Origin of the sequence: Dolichospermum sp. UHCC 0259 (assembly GCF_009711935.1) — a bacterium.
In the GTDB taxonomy this organism is placed as follows: domain Bacteria; phylum Cyanobacteriota; class Cyanobacteriia; order Cyanobacteriales; family Nostocaceae; genus Dolichospermum.
Genome location: NZ_VIKX01000082.1, coordinates 57,103 through 72,725 on the forward strand (window position 1 = coordinate 57,103; position 15,623 = coordinate 72,725).

At 36.4% G+C, this 15,623-nt stretch carries 16 protein-coding genes; 8 read left to right on the forward strand and 8 right to left on the reverse strand.

All coding sequences use genetic code 11. The features are described from left to right. Positions 1-141: 141 nt before the first annotated feature. On the forward strand, positions 142-615 hold the full coding sequence (gene tsaE / locus FJR05_RS06655) for a tRNA (adenosine(37)-N6)-threonylcarbamoyltransferase complex ATPase subunit type 1 TsaE (protein WP_168643385.1): 474 nt from the start codon (positions 142-144) through the stop codon (positions 613-615). Here tsaE and FJR05_RS06660 read toward each other — a convergent pair whose 3' ends face one another. Further along, positions 616-1,935 carry a dihydroorotase gene (locus FJR05_RS06660; RefSeq protein WP_168643386.1) on the reverse strand — a complete coding sequence of 440 codons (1,320 nt, stop codon included), beginning with the start codon at positions 1,933-1,935 and terminating at the stop codon, positions 616-618. Between the two features lie 313 nt (positions 1,936-2,248). On the opposite strand from FJR05_RS06660, the gene lepB reads away from it, so the two are divergent. The 7 genes from lepB (at position 2,249) to FJR05_RS06690 (ending at position 9,896) form a co-directional block, all read left to right on the forward strand. Continuing rightward, a complete protein-coding gene (gene lepB / locus FJR05_RS06665; RefSeq protein WP_168643387.1) occupies positions 2,249-2,905 on the forward strand; it encodes a signal peptidase I in 657 nt (218 codons plus the stop codon). Beyond that, the gene (locus FJR05_RS27590; RefSeq protein WP_256376178.1) at positions 2,902-3,030 is read left to right on the forward strand and encodes a hypothetical protein; all 129 of its coding nucleotides are present in this window, start codon (positions 2,902-2,904) and stop codon (positions 3,028-3,030) included. The genes lepB and FJR05_RS27590 overlap by 4 nt, the downstream gene beginning before the upstream one ends. Next, entirely contained in the window at positions 3,014-3,775 is a 762-nt protein-coding gene (locus FJR05_RS06670) for an MOSC domain-containing protein (protein ID WP_174783611.1), read from the forward strand. Before FJR05_RS27590 ends, FJR05_RS06670 begins: the two co-directional genes overlap by 17 nt. A 275-nt stretch (positions 3,776-4,050) precedes the next feature. Continuing rightward, positions 4,051-4,788, forward strand: a complete 738-nt coding sequence (locus FJR05_RS06675) for a helix-turn-helix domain-containing protein (RefSeq protein ID WP_168643389.1) — start codon at positions 4,051-4,053, stop codon at positions 4,786-4,788. Then, positions 4,682-7,408, forward strand: a complete 2,727-nt coding sequence (locus tag FJR05_RS06680; protein WP_168643390.1) for a peptidase domain-containing ABC transporter — start codon at positions 4,682-4,684, stop codon at positions 7,406-7,408. Before FJR05_RS06675 ends, FJR05_RS06680 begins: the two co-directional genes overlap by 107 nt. A 74-nt stretch (positions 7,409-7,482) precedes the next feature. Then, positions 7,483-9,012: an HlyD family efflux transporter periplasmic adaptor subunit gene (locus FJR05_RS06685; RefSeq protein ID WP_168643391.1), complete on the forward strand. Its 1,530-nt coding sequence runs from the start codon at positions 7,483-7,485 to the stop codon at positions 9,010-9,012. A 128-nt stretch (positions 9,013-9,140) separates the two neighbouring features. Next, positions 9,141-9,896 carry a peptidylprolyl isomerase gene (locus FJR05_RS06690; protein WP_168643392.1) on the forward strand — a complete coding sequence of 252 codons (756 nt, stop codon included), beginning with the start codon at positions 9,141-9,143 and terminating at the stop codon, positions 9,894-9,896. 34 nt (positions 9,897-9,930) lie between these two features. On the opposite strand, the gene FJR05_RS06695 is transcribed toward FJR05_RS06690, so the two are convergent. The 7 genes from FJR05_RS06695 to FJR05_RS06725 form a co-directional block, all read right to left on the reverse strand. After that, on the reverse strand, positions 9,931-10,131 hold the full coding sequence (locus tag FJR05_RS06695) for a hypothetical protein (protein ID WP_168643393.1): 201 nt from the start codon (positions 10,129-10,131) through the stop codon (positions 9,931-9,933). 118 nt (positions 10,132-10,249) lie between these two features. Beyond that, on the reverse strand, positions 10,250-10,420 hold the full coding sequence (locus FJR05_RS06700; RefSeq protein WP_168643394.1) for a hypothetical protein: 171 nt from the start codon (positions 10,418-10,420) through the stop codon (positions 10,250-10,252). A gap of 199 nt (positions 10,421-10,619) precedes the next feature. Next, entirely contained in the window at positions 10,620-10,838 is a 219-nt protein-coding gene (locus tag FJR05_RS06705) for a hypothetical protein (RefSeq protein ID WP_168643395.1), read from the reverse strand. Positions 10,839-11,381: 543 nt separating this feature from the next. Then, a complete protein-coding gene (locus FJR05_RS06710; RefSeq protein ID WP_168643396.1) occupies positions 11,382-12,137 on the reverse strand; it encodes a peptidylprolyl isomerase in 756 nt (251 codons plus the stop codon). Between the two features lie 86 nt (positions 12,138-12,223). Continuing rightward, on the reverse strand, positions 12,224-13,240 hold the full coding sequence (locus FJR05_RS06715) for an aldo/keto reductase (protein WP_168643397.1): 1,017 nt from the start codon (positions 13,238-13,240) through the stop codon (positions 12,224-12,226). Beyond that, positions 13,234-14,346, reverse strand: coding sequence for a T3SS effector HopA1 family protein (locus tag FJR05_RS06720; protein WP_168643398.1), 1,113 nt, complete (start codon positions 14,344-14,346; stop codon positions 13,234-13,236). Before FJR05_RS06720 ends, FJR05_RS06715 begins: the two co-directional genes overlap by 7 nt. 25 nt (positions 14,347-14,371) lie before the next feature. Next, complete coding sequence (locus FJR05_RS06725) at positions 14,372-15,532, reverse strand: phosphotransferase (protein ID WP_168643399.1); 1,161 nt, start codon at positions 15,530-15,532, stop codon at positions 14,372-14,374. Positions 15,533-15,623 lie beyond the last annotated feature (91 nt).

Here is a 15,623-nt window from a genome sequence, read left to right on the forward strand (position 1 = left end):
TCCTGATGATACAGATTCACCAGGGGCAACGGTAATTAGTACAGGACTGGGGACTGGGGACTGGGGACTGGGTTGAATTTTACCAATGAGAACTGACAACTGACAACTGACTAATGACAACTGACCAATGACAACTGACTAATGACTAAAATTTTCCTTCCTGATATGGAAGCAACGCAGCAATTAGGTATTACTTTGGGCAAAACTTTAACTGCTAACAGTGTGATTTTACTAGAAGGCGATTTAGGTGCTGGTAAAACCACATTGGTTCAAGGTATTGGTAAAGGTTTGAGGATAATGGATTCTATTGTTAGTCCTACCTTTACTCTGATTAATGAGTACACAGAAGGACGCATTCCTCTTTATCACTTGGATTTATACCGTCTAGAACCTCAAGAAGTTACAGGATTGAACCTCGAAAGTTACTGGGAAGGCATAGAAGTAACACCGGGAATTGTCGCCATTGAGTGGGCGGAACGAATGCCATATCTACCAGATAGTTATTTAAAGGTATGTTTAAAATATGGTGAAAATGGCAGCCGTCAAGCCGAAATTATTACTGTAAATTGTGAACTATCAACAACTGACAACGGACAACGGACAACTGACAACTAACTATGAAAAAGTTAAAGCTTGTCCGCGAACTTGTGTATTTAGCCGACCATGATCATAAACAATTTCACCGCCAACAATTGTTGTTACAGGCCAACCTGTTAAATTCCAACCTTCAAAAGAACTCCAACCACACTTACTAACAACTTCTTCCCGTTTAACTTCACGGTAATTTTTTAAATCTACCAAAACTAAATCCGCATCATAACCAGGGGTAATTTCTCCTTTATTGGCAATACCATAAGCTACCGCTACCGCTTTAGACATCCATTGCACAACTTGAGCAACAGTACATTTTCCATCCATAGCAGCGGTTAACATTAAAGGTAAAGAAGTCTCTACACCGGGCATTCCTGAAGGAGTATTGGGGTAGGTTTGGGCTTTTTCCTCAAGAGTGTGGGGGGCGTGGTCAGTGGCAATGAAGTCAATGATACCATCACGTAAAGCTTGCCAGAGAACTTCATTATCATGAGGCGATCGCAAAGGTGGATTCATTTGCGCTAAACTACCAATAGTTGCATAAGCATTCGTATTCAACAGTAAATGCTGTGGTGTCACCTCCGCCGTCACCCAACTAGGTTTATCCTCACGCAGTAACTCCGCTTCCTCCGCTGTGGACATATGCAGAATATGTAACCGACGTTGATATTTTTTGGAAAGCTTTAACGCCAATTGAGTTGCCAACAAAGCCGCTAGATTATCTTGAATTTGGGAATGAATAGCCAAATCTGTAATCCCCGCAAACTCCAGTTTGCGTTCTTTAATTCTGGCTTGGTCTTCCGCATGAACAGCAATTAAACGGCTTCCTTGGGCAAAAATTGCCTCTAGAGTCTCTTCCTGACTCACCAACAAATCTCCGTGCATTGAACCCATAAAAATCTTAATTCCCGGAGTTGGCTGGGCAGAAAGTAAATCTGGTAAATTATCCGCCGTAGCCCCAATAAAAAAGCCATAATTAACCAAGCACTTCTGGGCTGCCCGTTGTAACTTGTCATCTAAAGCCGATTGGTTAATGGTTAAAGGTCTTGTATTCGGCATTTCTAGAAAGGAAGTCACTCCCCCCTTAGCGCAGGCACAACTGGCAGTAAACAAGTCTTCCTTGTGTTCTAGTCCCGGTTCACGGAAATGCACCTGGGGGTCAATCACACCGGGCAACAAAGTTAATCCTTGTGCGTCAATCACATGAGTGGGTGTGGCATTAGTAATTTCTTGCCCTACCTGAACTATTTGCCTTCCTTGAGTCAGCACATCCCCAATCATTGACTCACTATTGGGTAAAATAATTTCAGCGTGGCGAATTAGTAAACTTTGTGGAGTTGACATGAATTTAAGATTTTTCAGTATAAAGGAACTACAACAGATTTTAGGTAAATGAGGGAAAATTTTTCAGGACTGTTACCTATTCTTTATTGCCTACTGTATTTATAAATGATGGATAACAGTCCATTTTAGTTTTGTGTTAAAAAGCTTTGTTGTCAAGTAAGCTAAAAACCTGAACGTTTGTAGCTGAATAAAAGAAAAACATGAGATTTTTTACTTTATTTACCTACCATCTGCTCCATATCGTTAAGATTAATAATATCAAGTCTCTCCGTCTGAGTTCAATACTAGTCTCATAACATACTTCAACAATTTCATGCAAAATCAAGTGTCTGATAAAAACTCCAGCCAAGAACCCGATAACTCCTGGATAGTAGAGCTAGGTAAAACGATGATACTGAGTATCTTTCTAGCTCTAGGAATTCGTACCTTTGTTGCTGAAGCCCGTTGGATTCCCACTGGCTCTATGGAACCAACTTTACATGGTGTTAAAGACCAATGGAAAGCAGATAAAATTATTGTTGATAAAGTAAAGTATAGATTTGCTAAACCCGAACGGGGAGATATAGTTGTATTTTTACCACCGCAAGAAATACAAAATAATCCAGAACGGGAAGCATTTATCAAAAGAGTAATTGGTTTGCCCGGTGAAAAAGTAGAATTGAGAGAAGGCAAAGTATATATCAACAGCAAGCCTTTACAGGAAGATGTTTACCTATCTTCTACTGTACGAACATTAGTTGAAGCTTGTAATAGCACGGGACTTCAGCCTCCTTTCTTAGCTCAACCAGAAATTATCCCCCAAAATTCCTACCTCATGCTCGGTGATAATCGTCCTAACAGTTATGATGGGCGTTGTTGGGGTGTTGTTCCCCGTAGTAACATTATTGGTCGGGCTGTGGTTCGTTTTTGGCCTCTTGATAGAATCGGTACACTTGATAAGTCTCCGGCTTATACATCTCCACAACCATGAAACAATGTCATAGAGAAGGAGTCAGGAGTCAGGAGTTCAGGAGTTTAGGAGTTCAGGAGTTTAGGAGTTCAGGAGTCAGGAGTGCAAACCCCTTATTTAGCAAAGATTTTGCTATATCCAATTAAGTCATTGGATGGGATAGAAGTAGAAAAAGCAACTATTCTCGACAGTGGCGCACTTCAATATGACCGGGAATTTGCTTTTGTTGACGCACAAAATAGGTTTGTGAATGGGAAGCGTTATCCGCAAATCCTGATGTTGCGATCGCAGTTTTTTCTAGAACAAAGGCTGATAAAGATGAAGTTTCCTGGTGAAAAGTCCGCACAAGCTTTTCATTTAGATGAAGAACGTCCGGCGTTAACCGCAGTTGTCAGCGATTTTTTGGGTTTTCCTGTGCAATTACAACAAAATACAACAATGGGTTTTCCTGATGATACAGATTCACCAGGGGCAACGGTAATTAGTACAGCTAGTTTAACAGAAGTTGCTTCCTGGTTTCCTGGTATCAATGTTGATGAAATGCGGCGGCGAATGCGTGCCAATATTGAAATTGATGGTGTTCCAGCATTTTGGGAAGATGGCTTATTTGCTGCTAGTGGCGAAACAGTAACCTTTAAGGTGGGAAATGTTCAGTTTTTGGCAATTAACCCTTGTCAACGTTGTGTAGTCCCCACGCGGGATTCTTATACAGGGGAAGCTTACCCAAACTTTCAGAAAATCTTTGGGCAAAACCGTCAAGCAACTATGCCCAAATGGGTAAATACAGCGCAATTTAATCATTTTTATAGATTAAGTGTAAATACCAGAGTTTCCGTTACGGAAGCAGGGAAAATGATTACTCTGGGCAGTAGTATCGAAATATGCCAATAAGCGACAGCGATTAATACAACTCAAGTTGCATTGGTTGTTAATGCTAACCTTAATGGTGCGGTTTCTATACTGATAAAATTATAAGTAATATCAAGTACATCAGTGTCAAGATTAATCTGTACTTTAATCTCTATTTAACAATACCTTAGCCAAAATCATAAAACCTTATTGGTATATTTATTGAAATAAAACGCCAACGTAAGATTACATTGAGTTCAAACTAGAGTATTTACTGACTTTGGTTTTGGCTACCTTCAATTTTTAATGGGTGCATTATGTCCTACTATCAATCAGAAGTTGAGATTAGAGAACTAAGTAATTTAACTAATAACAGTAAATTCTTAACGCCTTTTCAACGAAAATTGCTGCAAAAAAGTCTACAAGAGGATCACCCGGAGTCTTACCACCAAAGAATTGAAATCATGCTGTTGGCGGATGATGGAAAAACTCAAACAGAAATTTGTCAAATGCTGGGATGTTGTGCAGCTACGGTCAGACATTGGATGCACATAGCACGGATGGGGATGGCGCATCAATGGCAAGATTGTCCAATTGGTCGCCCTAAGGTGGTGAATGAGCAGTATTTAGAGCGGTTACAAGAACTTTTACATAGTAGTCCTAGAGATCATGGCTATTCATTCCGACGGTGGACAGCTAACTGGTTGCAGAAACATTTAGCGAAGGAATTTGGGATTTCGCTGAGCGATCGCCATATTAAACGTTTACTCAAACAGCTAGGGTTATCCACGCGCCAAAAACCTAACAATAATCAAGATAACAATATTAAATCTGATCACGAAGCCAGAATTTCGATTAATGATCTTAAAAACGTCAAAAAATCGGATAATTCCGAATTTATATCCATCAATTTTACAAAACTAAGTCAAGATAAAGATTCAGATATATATGGCGCACAATCTATCCGCTCAGTTGGTATCTCTACAACAAATCAATCATGCGTTGGGACATTCTCTTTGCGAAGCGGAATTTCAGTCATATCTGCCGCAATTTAAAGAAAAAACCCCCAAAGTTGGTAAATTTTGGCAAGAAAATGATGTTGAATCTGGTATCTACATCGTTATTGCTGGTAAAGCGAGATTACTAGATGAAGCGGGTGAATTAATCGCTACTCTCGAAGTAGGATCATCATTTGGTGAGTTTACGTTATTTCCAGAGTCTGAATTTCAAACCTATGGTGCTAGGGCAAGTGTGAATCTACGGCTTTGCTTTGTGCCAAATTCAGTTTTATCGCCATTAATGGCTAAATATCCCCAAATTAAGACACATCTATGGCATCAAGCCCAAAAGCTAAATAGTCTATTAATAGGCTCAGATTTAAACTCAGAAATAGGAGAAAACACCAACCCCAAACCGGAATTTTTAGCACCTTTAACAGTAGAAACACAATCAGAACTAAAGATTAGTAAAGCCTATTTTCCCAGTCCTACTCAACGAGTTAGACATTTATGGCAACACATTGTCCGTCGCTATCCATTTTTTGCTCAACAGAGTGCTTCTGACTGTGGTGCAGCTTGTTTGGTAATGGTTTCTCGGTATTGGGGGAAACGCTTTAGTGTGAATCGTTTACGGGATATTGCCAATGTAGATCGCAATGGTGCATCTTTGCGTGGTTTATTGACAGCAGCCGAAAGCCTGGGTTTTGCTACTAGACCAGTGAAAGCCAGTCTTAATCAATTAGCTAAACAGAAATTGCCGGCGATCGCTCATTGGGAAGGTAAACATTATATTGTTGTCTATGAAATAACCTCCAAACACGTCATAGTCGCTGATCCTGCGATCGGTCAACGCACCCTCAGTCACCTAGAATTTAAAGCCGATTGGACTGGTTATACATTACTGTTGCAACCAACAGCCATGCTCAAAGATACCAAAGAAACTTCCACACCTTTTTGGCAATTCTTTGAATTAATGAAGCCACACTCTTTGATACTTCTAGAAGTTTTTATCGCTTCTATATTTATCCAGATATTTGGACTGATTACTCCCCTATTTACCCAACTAATTTTAGACCGTGTAGTAGTACAACGTTCCGAACTCACTTTAACAGCAGTGGGCATAGGGTTATTATTATTTAGCTTCTTTCGTGTAGCCATGATGGGCTTGCGGCAATATTTGCTAGATCACATGGCCAATCGGGTAGATTTAGCATTAATTGTTGGCTTTATTCGCCATACTTTTAGGCTACCATTAAGCTTTTTTGAATCTCGTTATGTAGGAGATATTATATCTCGTGTTCAAGAAAATCGTAAAATTCAACGCTTTCTTTCTGGTGAAGCATCATCAATTCTTCTAGATTTATTTACAGTTTTCATCTATGTGGGATTAATGCTTTGGTATAGCTGGAAAATGGCATTACTTTCTTTAGTAATAGTTCCACCTTTTGCCTTTTTAGCACTAATAGCTACGCCTTTTTTACAAAGGATTTCCAGAGAAATATTTAATGCTGTTGCCAAAGAAAGTAGTTACCTAATTGAAGCCTTAACTGGTTTACGAACCGTGAAAGCTACAGCAGTAGAACAAACAGTGAGGTGGCATTGGGAAGAGTTATTAAATAAAGAAGTTAAAACTAACTTCTCTGGACAAATTATCAGCAATCGGCTGCAAATTTTTAGTAATCTTATCGAATCGTTAGCGACTACTGGCTTATTATGGTACGGCGCATACTTGGTAATTCAAAATGAATTAACTATTGGTCAATTAGTAGCATTTAATATGTTGCTAGGTAATATCATTACACCCTTTCAACGTTTGATTGTTCTATGGAATCAATTGCAAGAAGTTGTGATTGCCGTAGAACGCATTAATGATATTTTAGATACAGAGCCAGAAGAAGATTTACAAAATCAACCACGACAAAATTTGCCCCAACTCAAGGGAAATATCCGTTTTGATAACGTGACTTTTCGATATCATCCAGAAAGCGATATTAATATCATCGAGAATCTGAATTTTCAAATCAAACCAGGGCAAATGGTAGCATTAGTAGGACGTAGTGGTTCAGGGAAAACTACCATTTCTAAGTTAGTCCTGGGCTTATATCCTCCCACCGATGGCAAAGTTTTAATTGATGGACAAGATATTACGAGTATTTCCTTGCGTTCCTTGCGTCAGAACGTAGGAGTAGTTGACCAAGATACATTTTTATTTGGTGGCACAATTCGGGAAAATATTAGTTTAGGACATCCCGGTGTACCTTTAATAGAAGTCATTGAAGCAGCGCAATTAGCAGGTGCTGATGAGTTTATTAAAAAATTGCCAATGGGATATGAAACTCAAATAGGTGAAGGTGGAGGCTTATTATCTGGTGGACAACGACAAAGAATAGCGATCGCTAGAGCATTATTAGGTAATCCTCGATTGTTGATTTTAGATGAAGCTACTTCCCATCTAGATACTGAATCAGAAAGGATTATTCAGCAGAATTTAAATACAATTCTCCAAGGAAAAACCACCTTAGTAATTGCCCATCGTCTTTCTACCGTCAGAAATGCAGATATGATTTTAGTATTAGATAGAGGTGTGTTAGTTGAGTCTGGAACTCATGAAGAATTAATGTCAAAACGAGGGCATTATTTCTATCTCAATCAACAGCAATTGCAAAAGATAGAATAAAAAAATATCTGCATAATTACTGAATTATCAAAAACTAAAATTCAAAAATGACCAATTTTCAATAAGGTAGAAAGATGACAAATTTACTTAATGGACGGGTTCAAAATCACCTCACAAAAGACATATCTGAATACAATGAATTGGCAATTGAAGTACCAGTAGAAATAGTAATTAGAGATGATTGGTCTGATATAACAAAAGAATCTCTTGATAGTTTACCTCAGGTTTGGACAAGAGGATTATTATACTTTTTGGTGATATTTGTATCTATAGTTTTACCTTGGGCAATTTTATCTAGAGTAGATGAAACTGGTACTGGCAGAGGCAGAATTGAGCCTAAAGATAAAACAATTAGACTTGATGCTGCTGTCTCAGGTACTGTCTCTGAAATTCGAGTTAAAGAGGGTGATTCAGTTAAAGCTGGACAAACTTTATTGTTGTTAGAATCAGAATTAGTAAAATCCGAACTAAATCAGGTACAGGATAAGTTAGAAGGACAACTAAACCGACTATCTCAACTCAAGTTATCTAAAAATCAATTAGTTGTATCTTTAGCAACTCAACAGCAACAAAACCAATCTCAACAATTAGAAAAACAAGCTCAAGTAGATCAAGCCCAACAGAACATTACTACATTAAATAATTCATACCAATTACAACAAGAAGAAAGATTATCTCAAGTTAATCAAGCCCGACAAACTCTTGAACATAGTCAAACCACTAGTAAATTAGTAGGAAGTAGTTTAGCAAGTACGCAACGCGAATTACAACGATACACCAAATTAAATAAAGAAGGAGTTGTTCCCGAAATCAATGTTGTAGAAAAGCAAAATATAGCTAAAGATAAGCAACAATTATATGAACAAAGTAGATCAGATATTAAACAGGCTAATTTACGTTTAACAGAACAAATAAGTAGTTATCAAAGAAATATTCGCCAAGCTAAGGCAGATATTGAACAGGCTAAATTACGACTCAAGGAACAGGAAAGAGGATATCAAAGTTTAGTCCGTTCTGGTCAATTAGCTATATTAAGAATTCAAGAACAGCAGAAAACTTTAGATACAGAAATTACTTCTTTACAAGCAGAAATTGCTCAAACTAAAAGCCAAATTCAAGCATTAAAATTTCAATTAGGGCAACGAGAAGTAAAAGCTACAGCCAGTGGTACACTGTTTCAATTACCGATTCAAAAAGCTGGTTCAGTTGTGCAGGTAGGGACAATGGTGGCAGAGATTGCACCTCTAGATTCACCTTTAATAATTCGAGCGCAAATGGCAACTACTGAAAGTGGCTTTTTGCGATTAGGATTACCTGTAAAAATTAAATTTGATGCTTATCCTTTTCAAGATTATGGCATAGTTACAGGGGAGTTAATTAAAATTTCACCAACTACCATAGAAATAGATACACCGAATGGCAAAGTTGCAGCTTACAATTTAGAAATTTCTCTCAAACAGAATTGTATTCCCTCTGCAAATAAATGTATTTCTTTACATCCAGGGGATACAGCAACGGCGGAGGTAATTGTGCGTCAACGTCGCATTATTGATTTCTTAATTGATCCATTTAAGAAGTTGCAAAAAGGAGGAGTGAAGTTGTAGAAATCCTCAACCCAGATCCCCGACTTCTAAAATTATTTGATAATGTTTTATACAAAATAAAAAAAGTCAGGGATCTTAATTTTTAATGTCTGTTTTGTATTTTCTTTAACTAATTCAAGGATTAAATCATGTCACAACCTATTACTATTACCAAAGAAGATATTCTTCAGCAAGTTCAGTATTCTTGTAAAATTCCAGAAGTAGTTGAGCAAATTGTTTCTCGTAAGGTGATTATAGCTGCTGCGGAAGAAGCTGGAATACAAGTAGAAACGGAAGAATTGCAAACAGTAGCAGATCAAATCCGATTAGTTCACCAACTTAATAGTGCTGATGATACCTGGAAGTGGTTGGAAAAACATCATTTATCTTTAGATGATTTTGAAGAAATTGTCTACACCAATCTTATTTCTAATAAGTTACTTAGTCATCTATTTGCTGATCAAGTTGAACCCTATTTCTTTGAAAATCAACTCAATTATATGGGTGTGGTGATGTATGAGGTTATTTTCAGTGATGAAGACTTGGCTCTAGAACTTTTCTATTCTATTAAAGAAGGTGAAATGAGTTTCTATGATGTGGCTCACAACTATATTGAAGATAAGGAATTACGACGCAAAGGGGGATATTTGGGGATATTACGTCGCCGGGATTTAAAGCCAGAAATTTCTGCCGCTGTCTTTGCTGTAAAACCACCACAGATGCTTAAACCAATAGTAACTTCTAAAGGAGTAAACTTGATTTTAGTTGAAGAGATTATTCAACCGCAACTTGATGATAAATTGCGGTATAAAATTATTTCTGATTTATTTACAGAATGGATTGTTAAGGAAGTAAAAGCAGTAGAATTAGTAATTAATCTGGAATCGGATATACCATTAGCTTAATAGTAATTTGACTGGAATATCTGGAACTATTATCCTATTTTTTTCCAGGTGTTTCATCATTGGAATTTGTTTCTCTATGCTCAATATGTTGGCTTTGTTGTTGGCGATCTAGATATGAATCTTTATCATTCTTACCTACAACATATCCAAATGCTGCGCTGCCAATAGCTAATAATAAAATAAAAAAAACCATTGCTTCGTAACCATTAGGTTGATAAACAGGAGGCTGACTCATGAGTTGATATCCTGCTAAATAAAAATGTACTCCACGTTGAGTAAGGAAGTGGGCATTAAGCCCATATCCCTATCTAATATTAACTTAGAAAGTGCTTAACAAACTATAGAACTATAGCTTACTGCCGATCATTACGACCCATAACGTAGCCAAGAGCAGCAGATGATACACCAAGAGCAAGAATTGCGAAAAATAAAACACCACCACGAGTTAATTCTAGTTGCTCATCAGATAGCTCATTGAGAAAGCTATCTTGTGCCTGAATGTCGTTAATACGAATACTTGCCACGGTTAAATCTCCTCTTATTGAATTAGGTGGGATAAGATAAAATTTTCAGTTTAATAAACTTACCTTTATAACAAAGTACAGATAAGTCTAAATAGACTGAATGAAAGTTTTACACAAAATCAAGTTAAAGCAATTAATTGAATAGAATCAGAAATGCTTAACTGTTAAATTTATCTGGGTATTTCAGATAAATCAGAAATTAAAAGTAACGACCTTTGATGTAGGAAGCTGCGAAGGTAACAGCAACAACGGTAAGACCAACGCTTACACAAACTCCACTGCTTGTTGTTAAAATTGTATAACCAGCACTACCTTGTGCGCCTAATTCATCTTCAGTCAAGGAAGTTAAATAGCTTTCTTGATCAGAAAATAAGTCATAACCAACTGGACGTAAATCAGAAATTTTGATGGTAGCCATTGAAGATTTTCCTTGTAATTTTCAAGTGAATTTGCTGTAGTAAAGAATTTGGGTATTGACTTAATTTCTTTACGACATAATTGTAATTTACTGGTATGTAAAAATCAATATAAATTGCTCATTTACTTCGACGTAAATAAAATATTAATGTCACCATTTTTGTTAATAAAAATATGGATGACTGAATAAGTATAGAAACTGAATTGAGTGTCAGAGTCATTTAAAAATCAAAGTTTGGTTGATATTTATGATGAAAGTTCAATAGTTTGAGGTTATCTAACAAGAGATAGTAACAACAGTTAAGATATAGACTTTTGCAAGATTATAAAAACCCAGAGGTGTAAGGGTTTAGCACTGCTAAACCCCTAACTATGGAATCAAATGATTAAGCTGTTTTTTAGTATATAAATTATGAAAAAATTAAATTACGTCTTGTAGCGTACGTTGGGATGAAATCTGTAACGCACCGCAAATAAAACATTAATGTCCCAAAAACTTATAAAAGATTGAAACTGAATTAGTTTCATATATAAATCATAAAACTTAATTGCTCAATTGAGTTTGAGTAATTATTTTTTCTTTGATAAAATTTTGGAACATCAATTCTAAAATTTGTTCTCTAACTTCAGTTAAATTAGGTGGAAACCACTTTTCTACCTTGAGGATGTGATAACCTAGTTTAGTTTGAATTGGCCCGACTAAATCACCTTCCTGCATATCAATAATAGCTTGGTTAATTTCTGGTAATAATTCTGTTAAAAAGCGGATGCCTACAAAAGCACCATTTTCTCTAGACTGCTTCCCAGTTGAGTATTCTAAAGCTAATGCACAAAAAGAAGCTTTTTCGTCCTTTAATAATTTGATAAAGTGTGTTGCCTCTGTCAAATTATGAACAAGAATTTGAGACAAAGCCACACGCTTATAACTGTCTTTGTTGCTGATGTAATGCTCGTCCAATGCTGCACTAAAAAGATGTTCTTTTAACTTTTGAGATAGCAGTAATGTGTGAATGGATTGTGACCAATCTTCTACACTAATCCTTTGCTGTGCTAACCATGCTAGGGTTTCAGATGTTCCCAATAGCTTATTTTTTTGACGAAATACATTACCAGCTTCTTGCAATTCTTCCTCAGTTACTTTAATCTCTAACTGTTCACACAACTTTAAAGTCAGAGCATCTCTTTCAGCAAAAGCAGCTATTTCAGCTATTTTATAAGAATGACGGAGATAAGCCAAGATATCTTCATCACTTGCTGGTGTGATTTTGGGAAGTGTAAGTTGTGCTAAAAAGTCTTGCATAATTTTATTTTGTAATTTGTTTTAAAATAAGTGGTTTGTATTTTGCAGAACGCCTGTTAGAAATGCTGACTATACTTGCCAAGTATCTATGAGCGATAAATCAAGTGATCGGGTGAAATATCTGTCGGAGAAAGTTGATGACGATGTAAATCGCCGTATAAATTCAGGTAATTAATTTCTGCACTTGTGAGTTTGCCTTGCTTGATACTAGCGATCGCAGCATCAATTTCTTCACGACGTTGCCATCCAGTTAAACAGACATCCACACAGTTCTGGCTTAAAGAGTAGCGATATAAATCGGGTACAGAAGGCCGCCAACAACCCTCTGGTAAACCTTGGGGAACATCCCAAAGAGGTCCTGTATGAGAACCTGTAGATTTAAAAGTAACGATACCCGGACGATGAGGGTCTTGTTGATCTAATTGATTAAATATTTGGGATTGAGCAGAACGATGTGCCACATTATGTCTAACCATGACTACATCTAATAAGGGACTATTAGACCATTGTTGAGCAAGATTGATATCATGAAAAGATGCACCAATATAGCGAACAGCCCCCATTTTTTTGAGACGTTCGGAAACACCAACCATTCTTTCTATACTACGTTGATAAACAGAATTAGCACCTCTTAAATCAGGAGAAAGCTGTAAACAGTCATGTAAATTTGAACCATCATTAGCACCAATCCAACCCCAGAAAAATACATCAATATAGTCTATTCCCAGTTCTACAAATTGATCTAGAAGGGCAGCCATTGCCATTTCTGGACTTTTGATATAAGTTACTGTCGCCAGTATCACTTTTTCTCGCACCGACGAACCACGCCCACATAACTGCCGTAGCGCCCCAGACATAGAACTATAGATGTAGTGGTGCAAATCGCTGGAGTAAAAAAAGTAGTTAATTCCTTGCTCAAAAGCATAAAGAGTATCATCACTAGAAATGCTACCACCACCACCTAAACCTAAACAGCTAACTGTTAAGTTAGTTCGTCCTAATTTTCGATAAAAAGGTAGATCTGATTCTGGAAATTCAGCATTTAGACAATCAACTTTATCGGATGCTGTAAAAGACTGTGGAGCAAGATCAGTTATTAGCATTGATTTAATAATTGGTAAATGTCTTCAGAATTAGCATTCAAATAAGTACGTTGTACATCAATACCTAAAATAGAAAAAGACTCTAAGATCAATTCCATCCTTTCTGCTGGTGAATTATCCCCTTGATACCAAGCTTTCAATAACCCATTAGCCACAATTTGACAACGATTCATGCCAAAACTTTCCTTTTGAGCAAACTTTTGATTGGGCTCTTCCGCTAATCCTAATCCTGGTGCAAGTTGTAAACTAAATAGAGGAACTTCTGGTTGAAAAGACAATTTATTTTCTGCATAGACAACCTGTAATACTTCCTTCACTAGGTCATAATCATTTTTATCAAAATACAAAACTCCTGAATCATGTCTTCCATAGTCTTTAGGATTATATAAAACCTTGAAACTAAAAGGAATTGCTAACTCATTCAGTTTTTTTGTCAGATTCCTCATTACTGAGTTAGTAGCTTCAGGAATTAAATTGAAATAAATTCTTACAGTTATCTGTTGACTGCTAATTTCATGATTTAAACCTTGATTACCAACTGCCATATAAAAACCATTTTGTAGGAGATTTTTAGGTAATCTAATTGCTACAACCTCACCCACAACAGCATTTTTTTGATCACATTGAAGATGTTTCTCGCGCTGAATGTGTATCTTTAATCCACCTTTAGTTACTACTAAACTGCCATCAATTTCTTCTTTAATTACAGACCAACCATGATCAAAATATCCTTCTCCACAATTACTTTCATGTAATTGTTCGTAAAATCCTACATCTATTCCTAAAATAGTATTGTTTTCCAAATCTAGAGGTAATCCATTTCCTTCTCCATCTAATGCCAATGCACTTTGCATTGAACCGTTGTAATAAATACCATATAAAAAACTTCGCAGTTGCAAACTCAAATATTTCTGCTGCATTTCTGCTGGCATTTGCTGGAAACGTTCAACTACTTCAATCGGTAATTCTAAAGGTTTATAATCTGGATGAGAAATTGAGAAATTAGATGAGATTTCAATTTTATGAACTATATCTTGCAGCACATCTAATAACTGCCAATTTAAACTATCTATTGATTGATTTTGAGGAGAATCTAATAATTGCATAATTATTTAATGGTGATAAAAAGATTTAAACAACAGTAGAATTAAAGCTAGTTACTTCAACAGCATCAGTACCAAAAATAGTTGGCATTGACTGTTCAGGACGACATAATAATGTTTTAGCAACTTGAAGCATAGCTATTCCTGTATTACCAAAAGATTTTTGATATTGAATCATTGCCTGAATTTGTTGAATTAACGCAAAACCTGCAAATTGTACTGACTTTTGAAGGAAATCAGGGCGGTGTTTTAAAATTTCTGGAAAGGTGTTTAAATAGGCTAGAGTTAATGCACCAATTGAAGGCTGGAGTAGTTCTAAAGGTGTCATCGCTAAACGTAAAGATTCTTCAATACTTAAGGAATTACTAATAACTAAACTATTTAGCCATATTTGTACATAACTACCAATTATTGTCCCTAAATCAAAAGCTGGATCTCCCCAACCGGAACGTTCCCAGTCAATAAGTCTGACAATATTATGATTAGTATTTTGCCAATCTTTGTGGATTAGAATATTGTTTAACTTTAAATCATTGTGGATCAGACAAGAAGGGGTTATAGATTTACCTAATTCAGCTATAGCTTGCCCCAAGCTATCATAACGTTGGTATAGACTAAAAAATTTTAATCCATCATCAGGAACTGTACCAAAAATTTCTGGTTCAACCCGTTCTAGTCCCTGAATCATCCTTGATATTGGATCAAGCATTAAATTACCTGTCCCCTGAGAAAAGAAATCCTCATATTCCTGATGATTGAAAGTATCATGATGAATAGTACCTAGAATAGTGCCAAGTTGCGTAGCAATTTCCACAGAAAAGGTTTTTTCCTGTATATAAAAATCCATTACATCCCGGTAATCATCTAAATATTTAAATACAATTATCGAATTTTCTGGATCAAAATGCAGCACTTCTGGCAAGAACAAACGATATTGATTAAATTCGGGAAATTTTTGTAAAAACTCTTGAATTCGCCACTCAATCAAAAATTCACCAACTGCTTTTCCTTCCTGATTATGTCGTTCTTGCTTAACTAGCAACTTATTACCATCCGCAAAGGTTAACAATAAGTTAAAATTTTTAGCTACCAGGGGTTCTATCTTAGTAGGAACTTGATCGTACTGATTGGATAAACTCTGTGCAACTAAATAATCAAAAACATTTTGAGAGTTTAAAATAAATGTCATGCGCCTTTAGAAGTATTAATAGATTGTATTTGAGACTAGAATATAGGTTGACATTTAACAGTTACTAAAGCAACTACTACAACCAAATTTT